The 14,844-nt window shown below is 56.9% G+C and carries 14 protein-coding genes; 5 read left to right on the top strand and 9 right to left on the bottom strand.

What is annotated here, in order from left to right:
- Positions 1-20 precede the first annotated feature (20 nt).
- The 5 genes from A9Q02_RS06650 (at position 21) to A9Q02_RS06625 (ending at position 4,422) form a co-directional block, all read left to right on the top strand.
- Complete coding sequence (locus A9Q02_RS06650) at positions 21-503, top strand: hypothetical protein (protein ID WP_097651552.1); 483 nt, start codon at positions 21-23, stop codon at positions 501-503.
- Between the two features lie 361 nt (positions 504-864).
- Positions 865-1,653, top strand: coding sequence for a GTP cyclohydrolase I FolE (gene folE / locus A9Q02_RS06640; RefSeq protein ID WP_483862425.1), 789 nt, complete (start codon positions 865-867; stop codon positions 1,651-1,653).
- A 243-nt stretch (positions 1,654-1,896) separates the two neighbouring features.
- Complete coding sequence (locus A9Q02_RS06635; protein ID WP_097651551.1) at positions 1,897-2,742, top strand: substrate-binding periplasmic protein; 846 nt, start codon at positions 1,897-1,899, stop codon at positions 2,740-2,742.
- 125 nt (positions 2,743-2,867) lie between these two features.
- The gene (locus A9Q02_RS06630; RefSeq protein WP_097651550.1) at positions 2,868-3,668 is read left to right on the top strand and encodes an amino acid ABC transporter permease; all 801 of its coding nucleotides are present in this window, start codon (positions 2,868-2,870) and stop codon (positions 3,666-3,668) included.
- A 4-nt stretch (positions 3,669-3,672) separates the two neighbouring features.
- Positions 3,673-4,422 carry an amino acid ABC transporter ATP-binding protein gene (locus A9Q02_RS06625; protein WP_097651549.1) on the top strand — a complete coding sequence of 250 codons (750 nt, stop codon included), beginning with the start codon at positions 3,673-3,675 and terminating at the stop codon, positions 4,420-4,422.
- 6 nt (positions 4,423-4,428) lie between these two features.
- Here A9Q02_RS06625 and A9Q02_RS06620 read toward each other — a convergent pair whose 3' ends face one another.
- The 9 genes from A9Q02_RS06620 to acs form a co-directional block, all read right to left on the bottom strand.
- Positions 4,429-5,154: a hypothetical protein gene (locus A9Q02_RS06620; protein WP_097651548.1), complete on the bottom strand. Its 726-nt coding sequence runs from the start codon at positions 5,152-5,154 to the stop codon at positions 4,429-4,431.
- 61 nt (positions 5,155-5,215) lie between these two features.
- Positions 5,216-6,133, bottom strand: coding sequence for a bifunctional riboflavin kinase/FAD synthetase (locus A9Q02_RS06615; RefSeq protein ID WP_097651547.1), 918 nt, complete (start codon positions 6,131-6,133; stop codon positions 5,216-5,218).
- Between the two features lie 36 nt (positions 6,134-6,169).
- Positions 6,170-8,695 (bottom strand): PAS domain S-box protein, encoded by a 2,526-nt coding sequence (locus tag A9Q02_RS06610; RefSeq protein ID WP_097651546.1) that lies wholly within the window; start codon positions 8,693-8,695, stop codon positions 6,170-6,172.
- 24 nt (positions 8,696-8,719) lie between these two features.
- Positions 8,720-9,391: a phosphoribosyltransferase family protein gene (locus tag A9Q02_RS06605; RefSeq protein ID WP_097651545.1), complete on the bottom strand. Its 672-nt coding sequence runs from the start codon at positions 9,389-9,391 to the stop codon at positions 8,720-8,722.
- An 18-nt stretch (positions 9,392-9,409) separates the two neighbouring features.
- Positions 9,410-10,132, bottom strand: coding sequence for an orotidine-5'-phosphate decarboxylase (gene pyrF / locus A9Q02_RS06600; RefSeq protein WP_245860427.1), 723 nt, complete (start codon positions 10,130-10,132; stop codon positions 9,410-9,412).
- On the bottom strand, positions 10,129-11,187 hold the full coding sequence (locus A9Q02_RS06595) for a quinone-dependent dihydroorotate dehydrogenase (RefSeq protein ID WP_097651543.1): 1,059 nt from the start codon (positions 11,185-11,187) through the stop codon (positions 10,129-10,131). Before A9Q02_RS06595 ends, pyrF begins: the two co-directional genes overlap by 4 nt.
- A 4-nt stretch (positions 11,188-11,191) precedes the next feature.
- Entirely contained in the window at positions 11,192-11,569 is a 378-nt protein-coding gene (locus tag A9Q02_RS06590; protein ID WP_245860426.1) for a hypothetical protein, read from the bottom strand.
- An 11-nt stretch (positions 11,570-11,580) separates the two neighbouring features.
- Positions 11,581-12,651, bottom strand: a complete 1,071-nt coding sequence (locus A9Q02_RS06585; RefSeq protein WP_097651542.1) for a phosphotransacetylase family protein — start codon at positions 12,649-12,651, stop codon at positions 11,581-11,583.
- Between the two features lie 81 nt (positions 12,652-12,732).
- Complete coding sequence (gene acs / locus A9Q02_RS06580; protein WP_097651541.1) at positions 12,733-14,823, bottom strand: acetate--CoA ligase alpha subunit; 2,091 nt, start codon at positions 14,821-14,823, stop codon at positions 12,733-12,735.
- Positions 14,824-14,844 lie beyond the last annotated feature (21 nt).

Below are 14,844 nucleotides of genomic sequence, written 5' to 3'. Positions count from 1 at the left end.
CATTGTACCTGGATTTTGTTATGCTTGACGACCAACCTGAAGATCAGGCGCGTGTGCTTGTGGTCATTGTGCCACAGCCACGTGATCTGGCGCTTGCTCGTGACGAGGGCTGGTATCGTGTGCCCTTGGCCCATACACCGGCGCAGTTTGCCGCCGACTACCTGGCCTTTTACCAGACGGCGGCCTTTGGCGACGAGCGCTGGTCAGTTCGCTTCTATGCCGAAGTCTTGCGCTACACGATCCAGACGCGGCGCGAATTGTTACCCGACGAACCGGAGCACCCGCGGGCCAACGAGCGCTACTATCGTGTCACCCTGGGGCCGTTGCGCGAACTGCCGTTGCCCATTCCATCGGCGCGCCTGCGTCGGGTCGTCTTTATTGCGACCACCTTTGGGCAACTACGTCGGGCAAGCGATCTGCGTGACCTCTATCACCCGGATGAAGATGACCTGCCTGATGATGATCTTTGGGGGGCAGGCTTGGCAGGCCGAACCTTGCGTTAAAGAGATGCAATCATTCTCTTTAATCCTGTGCAAGTACTTGACAAATTCTGTGCAAGTGGTATTGTTAATACCAGCGCTGTGATAAAAGAATGGTTTGTGGCACCGCATTTTAGCGCCGGGACTGGCGCAAAGATCCTGTAGAGAAAGAAGAGACTATGGTTCAGGCGACGCGTCGTTTTGATTTTTCCTCTGCGCACCGGTACTGGTATAATGATGGGAGTGCTGAAGAGAATAAGTGTGTTTTTGGGGCTTCCACGAGTACGTATGGGCATGAGGAGTTCGCCCCCCTTTCGAAGGCCGTTTGCGCCACCTGAAACTGTGGGAGACGCGCAAGAATATCTTTGAGTACGCTGTTGCGTAAATGACTGAAGTAATTGCTGGCAATGGTTGCCAGGATATCGCCGCGAAGATTGAAGAGGAAACAAACCTAATGGGCATGCATAACGGAAATGGACACAACGGGAACGGACACAATGGCAATGGGCAACATCATCAGAGTGTTGCTGAACTTGATGGACACGACTATGATTTGTTGATTGTGCCGGGGCGTGGCAAGCTTGAGGGTGTGACCTACACCTCTGACCCGCAGATCGAGGGGGCAGTGCGCGAAATCCTCGACGGGATCGGTGAGCAGCCGGATCGTGAGGGTCTGCTCAAGACGCCTTCGCGGGTCGCCAAGATGTATGCCGAGTTGACCGCTGGCTATCACATCGATCCTGCCGCGTTAATCAACGACGCGATCTTTACGGTTGGCTATGACGAGATGGTGGTGGTCAAGAATATTGATTTCTACAGCCTGTGTGAGCACCACATGCTGCCGTTTATGGGTCAGGTGCATGTTGCCTACATTCCCAATGGCAAAGTGGTTGGCTTGAGCAAGATTCCGCGCATTGTCGAAATGTTTGCCCGGCGTTTGCAGGTGCAAGAGCGGATGACCGTGCAGATCGCTGACTTCATCAACGAGCACCTCGAGCCGCAGGGTGTCGCGGTGGTCGCCGAAGGGGTGCATATGTGCTCGGTAATGCGTGGCGTCAAGAAGGCCAACGCGAGCATGGTCACCTCGGCGATGCGCGGCGTCTTCCGCGATGACTCCAAGACCCGCGGAGAATTCATGGCTCACGTTGGGCGTTCGCGTTCATTTGAAGCGTAATGTACTCTATCGGCCACGTTGTTGGCCGCCTCTAAAACCTCTCCATCAGCTTCCTGAAATTGACCTTCCTGGGGCCGCAGGCCTCAGGAAGGTTTCCCGCACCTTAAATTCGGGATGACTCATGTTGCAACAAATCCCCTCATCAACCAAGATCAAATATGTTATCCTATGCACATGCCAGCGAATCGTAGCCTGTGGCAGGGTTCGGTGGTTCGTTTCAGGTTAGTGTAAGGAGAATGACCTATGCGACGGTTGGCGGTGGTGGCTCTTGTGAGCCTGTTGCTTGTGCTGGTTGCGGCGTGTGGTGGGCAAGCTCCCGCTGCTCAAGTGCCGACAAGTGTGCCAGAAACAGATTCCTCTACTCAGACGGAAGGTGGCTTGCCCGATCTCGGGGGCCGCAGTGTGACGGTTGCAGTTGAAAATGCGTATCCTCCCTTCAACTATATCAATCCCCAGACGGGGCAGGGTGAAGGGTGGGATTACGATGCCTGGAATGAGATCTGCCGCCTTTTGAACTGTACGCCAGTGTATCAAGAGGCCTCATGGGAGGGGATGATCCAGGCGGTTAGCAACGGGCAGTTTGATGCGGCTGCCGATGGCATTACGATCACGGAAGATCGTGCGCAGCAGGTCGATTTCTCGGATGGCTACATTCAGATCAGCCAGCGCTTGCTTGCCCTGGTTGGCGAGGATCGCTTTGCGAGCATGGATGATTTCATTGCTAATGAGAGCCTCTTGCTCGGGACGCAGACTGGCACGACCAACTATGAGACGGCGCGGAACCTGTTGCCCGAGAATCGCATCCAGGCCTTTGAGCAGTTCCCCTTTGCGGTTGCCGCGCTGCTCAATGGCGATGTTGCTGCCGTCATTATGGACGAAACCGCCGGGCAGGGCTACGTTGGCACCAATGCCGAGCGCCTCGAGTTGATCGGCCCGTCGATCTCGAGTGATGAGCTCGGTTTCATCTTCCCCAGGGGCAGCGATCTCGTTGAGCCAGTCAATTTGGCCCTCGCCGAGATGCGCAGCAGTGGCAAGCTCGATGAGTTGGCGGCGCGCTACTTTAGCGATGACTTCAAGTTGCCCGAGTAGGGTCTTTCTGGTGACGCGCAGCATGTAGTTGATGGTTGGTCAGCGTCGGGAACCCATGCATGGTTTCCGACGCTGACGATAGTCACCACTCGCAACACATGCTCTTGAGACAGAGGAAATGCTGTATGGCGGTTGACCACGAGCGTCCCGAGATCCAGCCCCGTCCGCGTGACCTGCGTGCTCATTTGAATGAGTTTCCCTGGTGGTTGCTGATCATTCTGTCGGTCATTGGGTATATGGTGGTTCGGATTATTGTTGATCCGATTTATCGTAATATTTTCAACACGATCCTCCAGGGCCTCTCCACGACCCTCTACGTAACGGCTGTCTCGTTTGTCTTTGCCCTTGTCTTTGGCCTCTTTCTTGGGCTTGGCCGGGTCTCGACAAACGTGATTTTGCGCAACCTCTCGATTACCTATATTGAGTTCATTCGCGGCGTGCCAATGCTCGTGCTGATCTTTACGATCTCGTATGCCGTTGTGCCGCTCCTCGCACGTACCTTTGGTTTGCCCAATAATGCCATCTCGTTGACGGCGCGAGCGATTATTGCGCTGGTCTTGATCTATGGGGCCTATATCGCCGAGGTCTTTCGGGCCGGGATCGAGGCAATTGGGCGTGGGCAGATGGAGGCTGGTCGCTCGCTTGGGATGTCGCGCTGGCAGACGATGCTCTATGTCATTTTGCCTCAGGCGACACGTAATATGTTGCCAGCCCTTGGCAATGATCTGATTGCCTTGCTCAAAGACACGTCCCTGGTCTCGGTGCTTGGTGTCCGCGAAATTACGCAGGTCTCGCGGCTCTCAGTCAGTACGTCGTTTCGTTATGAAGAGACCTATTTCATTTTGACGCTCTTTTATCTGAGCATGACGCTCATCCTCTCGTTGCTGCTCCAGTGGATCCAGCGTCGCGCTAAAATCAAAAGGTAGTGTAATGGTAGCAACTTCAGCCGACCCGATGATCAGGATCGAGAACGTCTCGAAGTTTTATGGTCATTTTCGGGCGCTTGACCAGGTCAGTCTTGATGTGCAGGCGGGTGAGGTGTTGATGATTGTTGGCCCGTCGGGGTCAGGTAAATCAACGCTGTTACGCTGTATCAATCACCTCGAGGTTCCCGACGCTGGACGCATTGTGGTTGATGGTATTCTGGTCGATAATGATGAGAAGCATATCAATGCGGTTCGCGCCGAGGTGGGCATGGTTTTTCAGCGCTTCGAACTCTTTCCCCACCTCACGGTTATCGAGAATATTTGTTTGGCGCAGCAGAAGGTACGTCGTCGCTCACGGGCCGAGAGTCAGACGATTGCGCGTACCTTGCTCGAAAAGGTTGGCATTCCCGAACAGGCGCAGAAGTATCCCGAGCAGCTCTCGGGTGGTCAACAGCAGCGTGTAGCGATTGCGAGGGCGCTGGCGATGCAGCCCAAGATTATGCTCTTTGATGAGCCGACGTCGGCCCTTGATCCCGAGATGATCAAAGAGGTTCTTGATGTGATGCTTGCCCTCGCCCACGAGGGGATGACGATGGTTGTCGTTTCGCACGAGATGGGGTTTGCCCGCAATGCGGCACACCGGGTCGCTTTTATGGATCAGGGCCGGATTGTTGAACAGGGCCCCCCCGACAAGATTTTTAGCACGCCGCAACACGATCGCACGCAACTCTTTTTGTCACGTATTTTGCACTGAGGTCTGCTACCGTACCTCGATGATGAGCGGGTAGAGGGTTGTGTTGCGCCAGATGCCGAGGATTTCGACTGAGCCAAAGACGATGCGTCCGTCGTTGCTGGTGGCGAGTTGCTGTTGTACCGCGTCGTCGCGCAAGGGGGCGCTTAGTTTGATCTGGCGTGTGTTGTCGGCAGGAACGCCACCTGGTCCGAGCCGCTCGACCAGCAGGGCGCTTTGCGGCGAGGCGAGCAGTTCGCCACTGAGACGTACTGATTGTCCACTATAGAGCGCACTGTTGCGCAAGAGCAGATCGATGGTGAGATCGCGTGATGAACGTGAGATCAGAGTTGGTGAGGTCAGGCGGTACGCATATGCCCCCGCAGGCCCGAAGGCGCCCGGGCCTTCGAGGATACCGCGAGCTTCAACGACCAGATAGCTGATTGCGCCAAGCGCCACTGGAGTTGGTTCGGGGGGCAACGGCGGAACCTCCTCAAGCCAGATCACTGCGGAGCCAACTGGCTGCGGTGTTGCCCCACTGATACTCAGTCCGTCGGTGAGTAGCGCCCCTTCTGCGCTCAGCACAAGCAAGCCAATGGTCTGGATCGCCCCTGGTTGTGGCTGAGCCAGGATTTCGCCAACGACGGGCACTGTTGGCGCTGGCAGTATCGTTGGGGCCGGTGTAGGCTCGCTGCTGCAGGCAGCGAGCAGAAGCAGTAGCCCACAGAACAACAAAGACGCGAGTCGTGCAAGCATAGCTCAGAAAGATAGCGGGATCGCCATCTGCTAATCTGCGGTGTTCCACGGGGAGGCCTGGTTACCCAAGGAGGGCGCGCGTGCGTGCTACATCTTGGGCAATCTGGGTTACCAGGGCCTCAATGCCACTGAACTTCTGCTCGCCGCGCAGATAGTGGCGAAATTCAAGGCGTAACGTCTGCCCATAGAGATCTCCACTCCAGTCGAGCAGGTGGGCCTCGATGGTGCGTCGCACGCCATCAAAGGTTGGACGCAACCCGATGTTGGTTACGGCAGGCCACCGCATCTGCTCGGTGATCACGTGGCAGGCATAGACCCCATCGGCAGGCAGCATGCGCCCTTCCGCAAGTTGCAAGTTGGCGGTAGGAAAACCGATCGTGCGGCCACGTTGATCACCCTGGATCACCGTTCCCCGTAGTGCAAAGGGCCGCCCTAGCAATTGACCAGCTATGCCTACCTCGCCCTGGTCAAGCAGTTCACGTATGCGTGAGGCACTGACTGGGGTTCCCTCGATCACGAGTTGACGAACAGTGCCCACGGCAAACCCCAGATTGGCCCCGATCTGCATCAGACTGGCTATGTCACCACTGCGCCCGCGGCCCATCGCAAAACCTTCACCCACCCAGAGCTCGCGCAGTTGCACCGCTTCAGCAATGGTTCCCATATATATCTCGGCACTGGTACGCCGGGTCTCTTCGGTAAAAGGGGCGATAATGAGCAGATCGGGTGCATACTGTTCAATCAGGGCGATCTTTTCATCAAGGGTGGTAAGCAAACGAACCGGTTGATCCGGGCGGAGCACCGTGTTCGGGTGGGGTTCCCAGGTCAACACGGCACTACAAAAATCGAGGCTTCTGGCTCGTTCGACCGTGGTTTTGATCAGTTGCTGGTGGCCCAGATGCAACCCATCAAACTTGCCCATCGTAAGAATTGTTGAACGCCTGGTAAGGCCAGGTTTGAGCGTACGGACAACTTCCACAGTGATGCTCCGGACCAGGAACGACTTACAATCATCTTAGTGTACCATAACTGGTGCCCCGGCTTGATCAAGCATCGCCAGGAAGGTCTTGACGATCCACGGATCAAATATGCTGCCTGCCTGAGCTTCAATATACTCACGGGCTGCCTCGTGGCTTAAGGCTGCACGATAGGGTCGATCCGACGTGAGGGCGTCCCAGACATCAACAATGGTAAAGATCCGTGCGGCCAGGGGGATCTCGTCACCCTTTAGCCCTCGTGGATAGCCGCTGCCGTCCCAGTGTTCGTGATGGCAGTAGGGAATCGCGAGGGCGGGCCTCAGAAAAGCGATTGGTTGCAAGAGTTGATAGGCATATTCAGGGTGGCGGCGCATGATCCGCCATTCGTGGTCGGTCAGTGGCCCGGGTTTGTGCAGGATGGCATCGGGAATGCCAATCTTGCCAATATCGTGCAAGAGCGCCCCGCGTCGCACATGCTCTAATTCGTCTTCATTGAAACCGAGTACCCGGGCAAGTTGGAGGGTCAACAGGGTCACGCGACTGCTATGGCCTTCGGTCTCGCGGTCACGGAGGTCGAGCGCCTGTGACCAGCCTGCCAGCGTGCTATCGTATGATGCGATCAAGGCATCGTGAGCAGTACGCAACGCCGCCTCTGCTTCTTTGCGTTCGGTGATATCCTGCTTGATGGCTACAAAATGGGTGATACCATTGCCATGCATCTGCACTGGGGTAATGACCTGCTCTTCGGTATAGATCGTGCCGTCACGCCGCCGATTGATTGTTTCACCCTGCCAGACCTTGCCGTCGACAATCGTTGCCCAGAGTTGGGCATAGTAGTGGCGATCCTGATGGCCTGACGCGAAGATTCTGGGATTCTGGCCCAACACTTCTTCGGCGGGGTAGCCGGTCAGCGTTGTAAAAGCCGGGTTCACCCATTGGATGATTCCCTTCGTATCGGTAATCACAATCGCGTTGGCGACCGCTGCCAGCACTTCGCCCTGAAGCCGGATCTGGGCTTCAGCGGCGCGACGTTGACTCAGATCACGAATGACGCTGAGCAGCACCGATTCGCCTCCGTATCTCATGCTCGTGGTGCTCACCTCGACGGGAAAGGTTGAACCATCAGAGCGCTGATGCTCTGTTTCAAAGATGAGCCCACCTGAGGCGGCGGCGGCCAACTGGCCTCCAATGGTTGGACGCGTACTCGGAGCACGCAGGTCGTCGAGGGTGCATTGCAGCAACCTCGTGCGACTGTAGCCATACACTTCTTCGGCGGCTGCATTGGCTTCGATGATCCGTCGGTCGGCTTTGCGCACAAAGAGCACAATGTCGTGCATGTTTTCCGAGAGCAGCCGATAGCGCTCGAGGATCGCCTGGGCTTCGATGCGGGCGGTGATGTCGCGGGCGACGCCTTCAAGCGCCACGAAATGTCCTTGCTTATCGTAGATCCGTGTATGATGCTGTTCGATCCAGATGATTGCGCCATTTTTGTGCAACCAGCGCAAGGTCAGTGGGCCATCTGTGCGCGCCTGACTATTCAGCAGGGCCTCGAAGTGGGGGCGGTCGTCGGGATGCACAATGTCGATGCAGAGGTTCGGGTCGCGGTAATAGTCTTCTGGTGCATAGCCGGTGATGCTCGTGATGGCAGGGCTGATGTATTCGGTGAAGCGGTGAGGATGCAGGCCAAGGCGATAGATGGCGTCAGGTGCATATTCGGCCAGGGTGCGGAAGCGCCGCTCACTCCTTTCCAGGGCGTCGACGGCATTACGTCGCTCGCGCTCGCGGTAGGCTGACTCGATGGCAAAGGCTAGGTCATCGGTAAAGGCCGTGAGTAGGCTTATTTCCTCTGGGCTAAAGGTGCGTGGTTGGTCGGCATAACAGCAGAAGGCCCCGACGATCTTCTCCTCGATCCATAATGGAAAGGCGGCTGATGACCGTAGCCCCTGGGCTTCGTACCGCGTTCGCCAGATCGCCATGTAGTCGGCTGTTTGCACATCAACACAGATGCGAGGTTCACCACTGCGTAACGCCGTCCCAAGGGGGCTGGTCATATGTGCATCATCGGTTGTGTCAAGGACGAGGTGATCGAGAAACGCTGTCCGCCCCCAGGCCGCCAGTGGGTAGATGCGGCTGGTTTCACCATCGATCAGCGCCACCCAGGCGAGTTGAAAGCCGCCCCGTTCGGCGGCAATGCGACATGCTTGCTGCGCAATCGTGGTCGGATTGCGTTCGTAGATGATCGCCCGGTTGACCGCAAAGAGTAGTTCGTAGAGCCGCGTGGTCTGTTTGATCGTTCTGGTAAGGCGTAGAGCGAGAAAAGTGATCAGAATGGTGGTGACGCTAATGAAGCCGAGCCCTTTGAACATGCTGACCTGGATTAGAGTCTGTTCGTTTAGTACCAAACGGAGCAGGATCCAGTCTGAGAGGATGATCCAGGCAAAGGAGAGCAGAAAGTAGATGCCTCCTATCCAGAGGGCTTGATGCCAGAGTGGCGGCCCCCGGTCTTGATCGAAGCGATGATGTTCATGTGCTTCCTGGGTTGGCTTTTCTTTTCTACCCGCCATAGCTTTTATCCATCTGTGCCTGTGTTATTCAACCCTAAGACGTTCTGGTTTCTCAACGTTTGCTACGTGCTGGTTGGCAAGGAAAGCGGCACCTTTGCCGAGGCGTGTATTGATGGGCTGGCCTGCTGCGCAGAGCGGGCATGCCTCAGCGTCAAAACTCTCAAGTGGTACGCTCGTTAGGCAAAAAAGGTCGGGTGCATCGATGGCGGCGGCGGTGATGCCCCCGCGATTGCAAAGTGCTCCAACGCCTACGACGCTGCCTCCGACGGCCCTGACTGCTTCGATCACCATGCGTACCGAACCGCCAGTTGTCAGGATATCTTCGACGACCAGTACCCGCTGAGCGCGAATGAGCTCGGCGTACCCCCGCCGAAAAATTCGTTGTTTGCTCCCTCCGCTCACTTCTTCTTCGGCATAAACCGCCAGGATATCGCGGTTGTTTAGCTTGCTCAGATGATGCGCCGTCCACTGGGCCATAATGACGCCACCAACGGTTGGCCCGGCCACCACATCAATCGCTGCGTCCGCAAAATGGTGTGCTAGCCGCGCACATACTGCGCTCGTTGCCCCCGTATGCGGATAGAGTGCGTCTTTGTTGACATAACTGCTGCCGTGGCGGCCCGAGGTATAGACCAGGTGGTCATTGGTGATCAAGGCACCGACATCGGCGAGGGTGACGAGAAGATCCTGTTCCATGAGCTATCGTTTCTTTGTTCAACGGGCGAGTTCAGCGACGATACGGGCGGCAGCGGCGACAGGATCATCTGCTGCCGTGATTGGTCGTCCCACCACGAGATAGTCAGCTCCGGCTGCAATGGCCTCGGTAGGCGTCATGATCCGACGCTGGTCATCCCGTGCAGCCCAGGTCGGGCGTACTCCTGGGGTCACAATCAGTAACTCGGGGCCACAGGCTGCGCGAATGGCTGCGACTTCGTGCGGTGAAGCGACGACGCCGTCGAGACCACACGCTTGCGCGAGGCGGGCCAGGTGGACAACATGGGCTTCGAGGTCGGCCCCAACGCCGAGTTCATTGTGGAGGGCCTCTCCATCGATGCTCGTCAGCACCGTGACGCCAAGCAAGAGCGGGCGTTGGGGCGCGGTGTGGGCCGCAGCGACGGCGGCGCGCAGCATAGCGGCCCCGCCCTGGCAATGCAAGGTCAACATGCGCACGGCTGAGCCCAGTTCACAGACGGCGCGCACACTTGCTGCCACGGTGTTTGGGATATCGTGGAGTTTCAGATCAAGAAAGAGGTTGCCCCCCGCCTGTCCCACGGCTTCGACCACTTGCGGGGTGCCCATCGCAGTGCAGAGTTCGAGGCCCACCTTGAAACCGCCAACATATGGTTGAAGCAGGCCGACCAGAGCGAGGGCCGTTTCGATCGTCGCTACATCCAGCGCTACAAGGATGGGTTGTTCAATGCTGCGCACACTCATCATACTCTCCTCGCGAGGGTCTGTTTGATCTGGCGGGGCAATCCCGGACCCTGATAGACGAGTCCCGTGTAGACCTGGACGAGGCTTGCTCCGGCCTCAAGCATGCGGAGGGCATCCTCGCCACATGCAATACCCCCTACCCCGATAATCGGCAGTGCGCCCCCGGTTTCACGGGCAATAAAGCGCACGACCGCGAGCGCCTTTGCGGCGAGTGGTCGCCCACTCAGCCCCCCGGTTTCACCTCGCAGCGAAGCATCTTGCTCAGACAGGCCCTCGCGACTCAGCGTGGTATTCGTGGCAATGACGCCACTGATCGCGTGGGTTGTGCAGACGTCCAGCACTTCACCCAGGGCCGACTCACTCAGATCTGGTGCGATCTTGACCAGGATTGGCCGGGGTTGGCTGGCCTCACGTGCGGCCAGTTGGCGATTCTCGTCCGTGAGCGTGGCGAGCAACGCATCCAGCTGCGCGCGATCCTGCAGGCTCCGTAGTCCGGGTGTATTGGGTGAACTGACGTTGACCGCAACATAGCTTGCATAGGGAAAGAGCGTCGTGAAAGAGGCGACATAATCTTCAATCGCGTGCTCAAGCGGGGTCTGTTTCGACTTGCCAATGCTAATACCAAGCGGAATAGAGAGCGTACCGACTTGCTTGAGGCGCAGGGCGAGTGCATCGGCCCCGTGATTATTGAACCCCATCCGATTAATAATGGCTTCATCTTTGATAAGACGGAAGAGCCGCGGACGTGGATTACCGGGTTGGGCCTGGTGCGTGACGGTTCCGATCTCAACAAAACCAAAACCGAGCGCATCCCAGGCAGGCAACGCAACCCCATCTTTATCCATACCGGCAGCGAGGCCGACAGGGTTGGGAAACCGCACCCCGAAAAGCGTACGGGCCAATGATGGGGGTTGATCGGCATACAAACGCCGCATCAGGTGCAGAAGCATCCGCCGACGCGCAACCATTGCCAGCAATGCAAGCGTTCGTTCGTGCGCGCCTTCGGCATCACCGCGATACAGGCGAAAGAGAGCCGGACGTAACACATACTGATACATAAGGTCAGAAAGGCTCAACACCTGCCTCTGAGAGACTATCAGCCAGGCGCTCGAGGTCGCCGATAGTCCGTACGCGCCCAATACGGTCAAGCAGCCGTGAGCGCATCGCATCTTCCGCGATAACCGCCCGTTCGAGATACTGGCGCAAATAGATCTGGATCAACTCAAGTTGCGCTGGTGCGAGTTTCTCACCGCGCATATAGACTTCAATGGCAGCCGCCAGTGCCCCGGTTGTCTCCTCCATCCAGAAGCGAGGTGGCTGTTCCACCGCAAAAGGATAAGGATACTCAAGATTTTCCACAAAGACCAGCGGCCCAATCTGTTCTTCCATACGCTCAAAGACCCCACAACTTGTATAGAGCGCCGACCAAAGCCCGTCCACGCAGGCTTTCCTCAGCGCAATCTCATTCCCATCGCATCATACAAACGGTCAAAATCAAAACTTGCCTCCAACAACTCGGCAAACCGTTGCAGCTTGGCGGCCTGATGAAAGCGCACGCGCCCAAAGAGCCGTTCGGCCCGGTCGACGGTTGTCAGGGTATCGTCAGGGACAAGCACAATGGGCACCTGCCGCTCGTTGGCGCGGTCGAGCACCTGGGGACTGGGGCGGAAATTCCCTGTCAACACGAGGGCCGTCGTACTTGTCTCAAGTGCAGCGAGTTGCAGGTCACTGCGATCACCGCCGGTAATCACGGCCTTATTGGCGCGGCGGCGGAAAAACGAAATACTCGCATCTGCCCCCATCGCCCCGATCATCAGCGCCTCGATCGTACGGGCACACCATGCTGGTTGCCCAATCAACTGCCCCCCGAGATGTTCGAGCAGTTCATTGACCGTCACACCGCCGAGGGTTGAATCGCGTGGCATCAAGCCAAAGACAGGGATGCCGCGTCGTTCGAGAAAGGGCATCACGCGACTCTGCACAAAGTCGAGATGCGGCTCTTCAATCTGATTGATCAACACACCGAGCAGGCGATCACCGACATACCGTTGCACCGACAGGATCGTATCAACATTGAGGGTCGAGCGATAGCGCGTCACCAGGAGTGTTGGGGCCTGCAACAGATCGGTCACCTGGTCAGAGGTCAAATCAACCAGGGCTCCTTCCGACCAGGTATTGGTGCCTTCAAGCACCACGATATCTTTATCGCGAGCAATTGTCAGATACGCATCACGGAGTGTGCGCGCATAGGTTGCCGACTGCCCACGCAAAATCGACTCGACCACACCTGGTGTAATCAAGACAGGCGCGATATGTTCCAGGGAGGCTTCCAACCCGAGGGTACCGCGAATAAAGGCAGCATCCTCATCGATTGCTGCCTCGCGGGTATGCGCTACCGCGACGCTGACCGGCTTCATATACCCAATTCTGAAGCCATCCTGCTGCATCCGGCGCAGTAACCCGATACAGACAGCGCTTTTGCCCACAAACGTCTCTGTTGAGGCGACATAGAGCGTTGCCATACAAACCTCCGCAGGAGAGATGTCGTTCCTCCTGCTATTATAGACCCTCTTTTCACTTTTCGGGAGGGGCAAAGAGGGCGCTTATTGGATCAAGATCCGTGCATCAAGCACCACGGCACCTTCGCCTTCGTGGTGGATCACGAGCGGATTAATATCGAGTTCAACAATTTCGGTAAAATCGGTCACGAGTTGACTAATCCTGAGTACACAATCTTCGACGGCGAGCACATCAACCGGTGGATTGCCACCGGCCCCACGTAGCAGCGGATAAGCGCGGAGCGAACGGATCTGGTCGCGAACATCCTGTTCGCTGATCGGGGCGAGCCGATACGCGACATCCTTCATGACTTCGACATACATCCCGCCGAGTCCAATGGCAACGAGGGGGCCAAACTGCGGATCGCGATGGACGGTGATCAAAAACTCTTGACCGGGTTTAATCATCTCCTGGACAAAGACCCCATGCACGCGCGCTTCGGGCCAATATTTGCGAGTGCGATACTCGATCAACTCAAAGCTATCGCGGGCGGCTTCTTCACCGGTAATGCCCAATTTTACCCCACCGATCTCGGTCTTGAGCAGAATATCGGGGCTGGCGATCTTCATCACGACCGGAAAACCTAGCATAGCAGCTTGTTGCACCGCTTCCTCGGTTGACAGGGCGAGATGACTCTCGGGGAGGCGCAGGCCATAGGCAGAGAGAACCGCACGGACTTCGCCTTCACTCAATTCAACGCGCCCAGAAGCGTGTGCATCGGCAAAAATCTGGCGCACCTGCTCCTGGTCAGCCTCAAAGGTTCGATAGATCCGTTGAGGGCGACGGCGACGCTCATAATAGTGGTGCATGCCGGCAATGGATTGCACCGCTCGTTCGGGGAACGTATAGTTGGGAATATGGGCGCGACTCAAGGCCGCCAAGGCCGGCCCGAGGCTATAACCACCCATAAAACATGTCACAACTGGCTTCTTGTACGATGCAACTGTCTCTCCAATCGTCTCGGCAATCTCAACGAGGGCACTCTGTGCCTGTGGGGTTAACATAATAATCAGGCCATCAACCCCCGGATCTTCAAGCACGGCGGTAATGGCTGTCTGATAGCGATTGCTCCGCGCATCGCCGAGGATATCAACAGGATTATAGACACTTGCCGAAGGGGGCAGATCATGATTCAGCCGCTCGATCGTTGCTGGCGCAAAGAGGGCCATCGCCAGGCCACTGCGTTCAACAGCATCGGCGGCAATAATGCCCATCCCGCCTGAATTGGTCACCACGGCAACGCGATTACCCTGAATCAAGGGCTGATACGAAAAGATCAAAGCCAGATCAAAGAGCTCGCTCACCGTGCGGGCACGCAGAATGCCACTCTGCGCAAAGGCGGCTTCGTAGGCTTGTTCCGAGCCCGCGAGGGAACCTGTATGTGATGATGCAGCGCGTGAACCGGCTGCCGTTGTGCCACTCTTAATCGCAATCACGGGAACCTGACGAGTCACCTCGCGTGCCGTCGCGATAAATGACGCCCCATCGCTAATATCTTCGAGATAGGCCAGAATCACCTTGCTTTCGGGATCGCTACCCCATGCCCGCAGCAGCGTGACCTCATTAATATCGGTCTTATTGCCGAGTGACACAAACCGTGAAAAGCCAATGCCGCGATTCTTGCTCCAGTCAAGAATCGCCGCGCAGATAGCCCCCGACTGCGACATCAGGGCAATATTGCCCTGATTGGGCATGACTCCGGCAAACGAAGCATTAAGTTTGCTGAACGTGTCAATCACGCCGAGGCTATTTGGCCCGATCATATCCATACCATAGCTACGCACCAGGGCCAACAATTTGCGTTCAAGCTCGTTGCCTTCACTGCCAGCCTCTTTGAAGCCAGCGGTGATGACAACCAGACCGCGCACGCCCTTCTGCCCGCATTGTTCAACCACAGGCAAGACCTGACCGATGGGAACCACCAGCACAGCCAGTTCAATGGGATCAGGCACATCCAGCACGCTTGCATATGCTTGACACCCCAGAATCTCGGGGATGTGTGGATTGATTGGGTAGACCGCACCAGGATATCCATTGTCCAGGATATTCTTGAGCACGGCATAACCTACGCGTTCAGGATTGGGCGACGCCCCAATCACTGCGACTGACTCTGGCGTAAAGATCGCCTCGAACATCCCTCCCTCCTTGCGCTGCGC

Source organism: Candidatus Chloroploca asiatica (genome assembly GCF_002532075.1).
Classification (GTDB): domain Bacteria; phylum Chloroflexota; class Chloroflexia; order Chloroflexales; family Chloroflexaceae; genus Chloroploca; species Chloroploca asiatica.
Note: the sequence above shows the minus strand (reverse complement) of the source record. Positions and strands in the feature narration are given on the sequence as shown.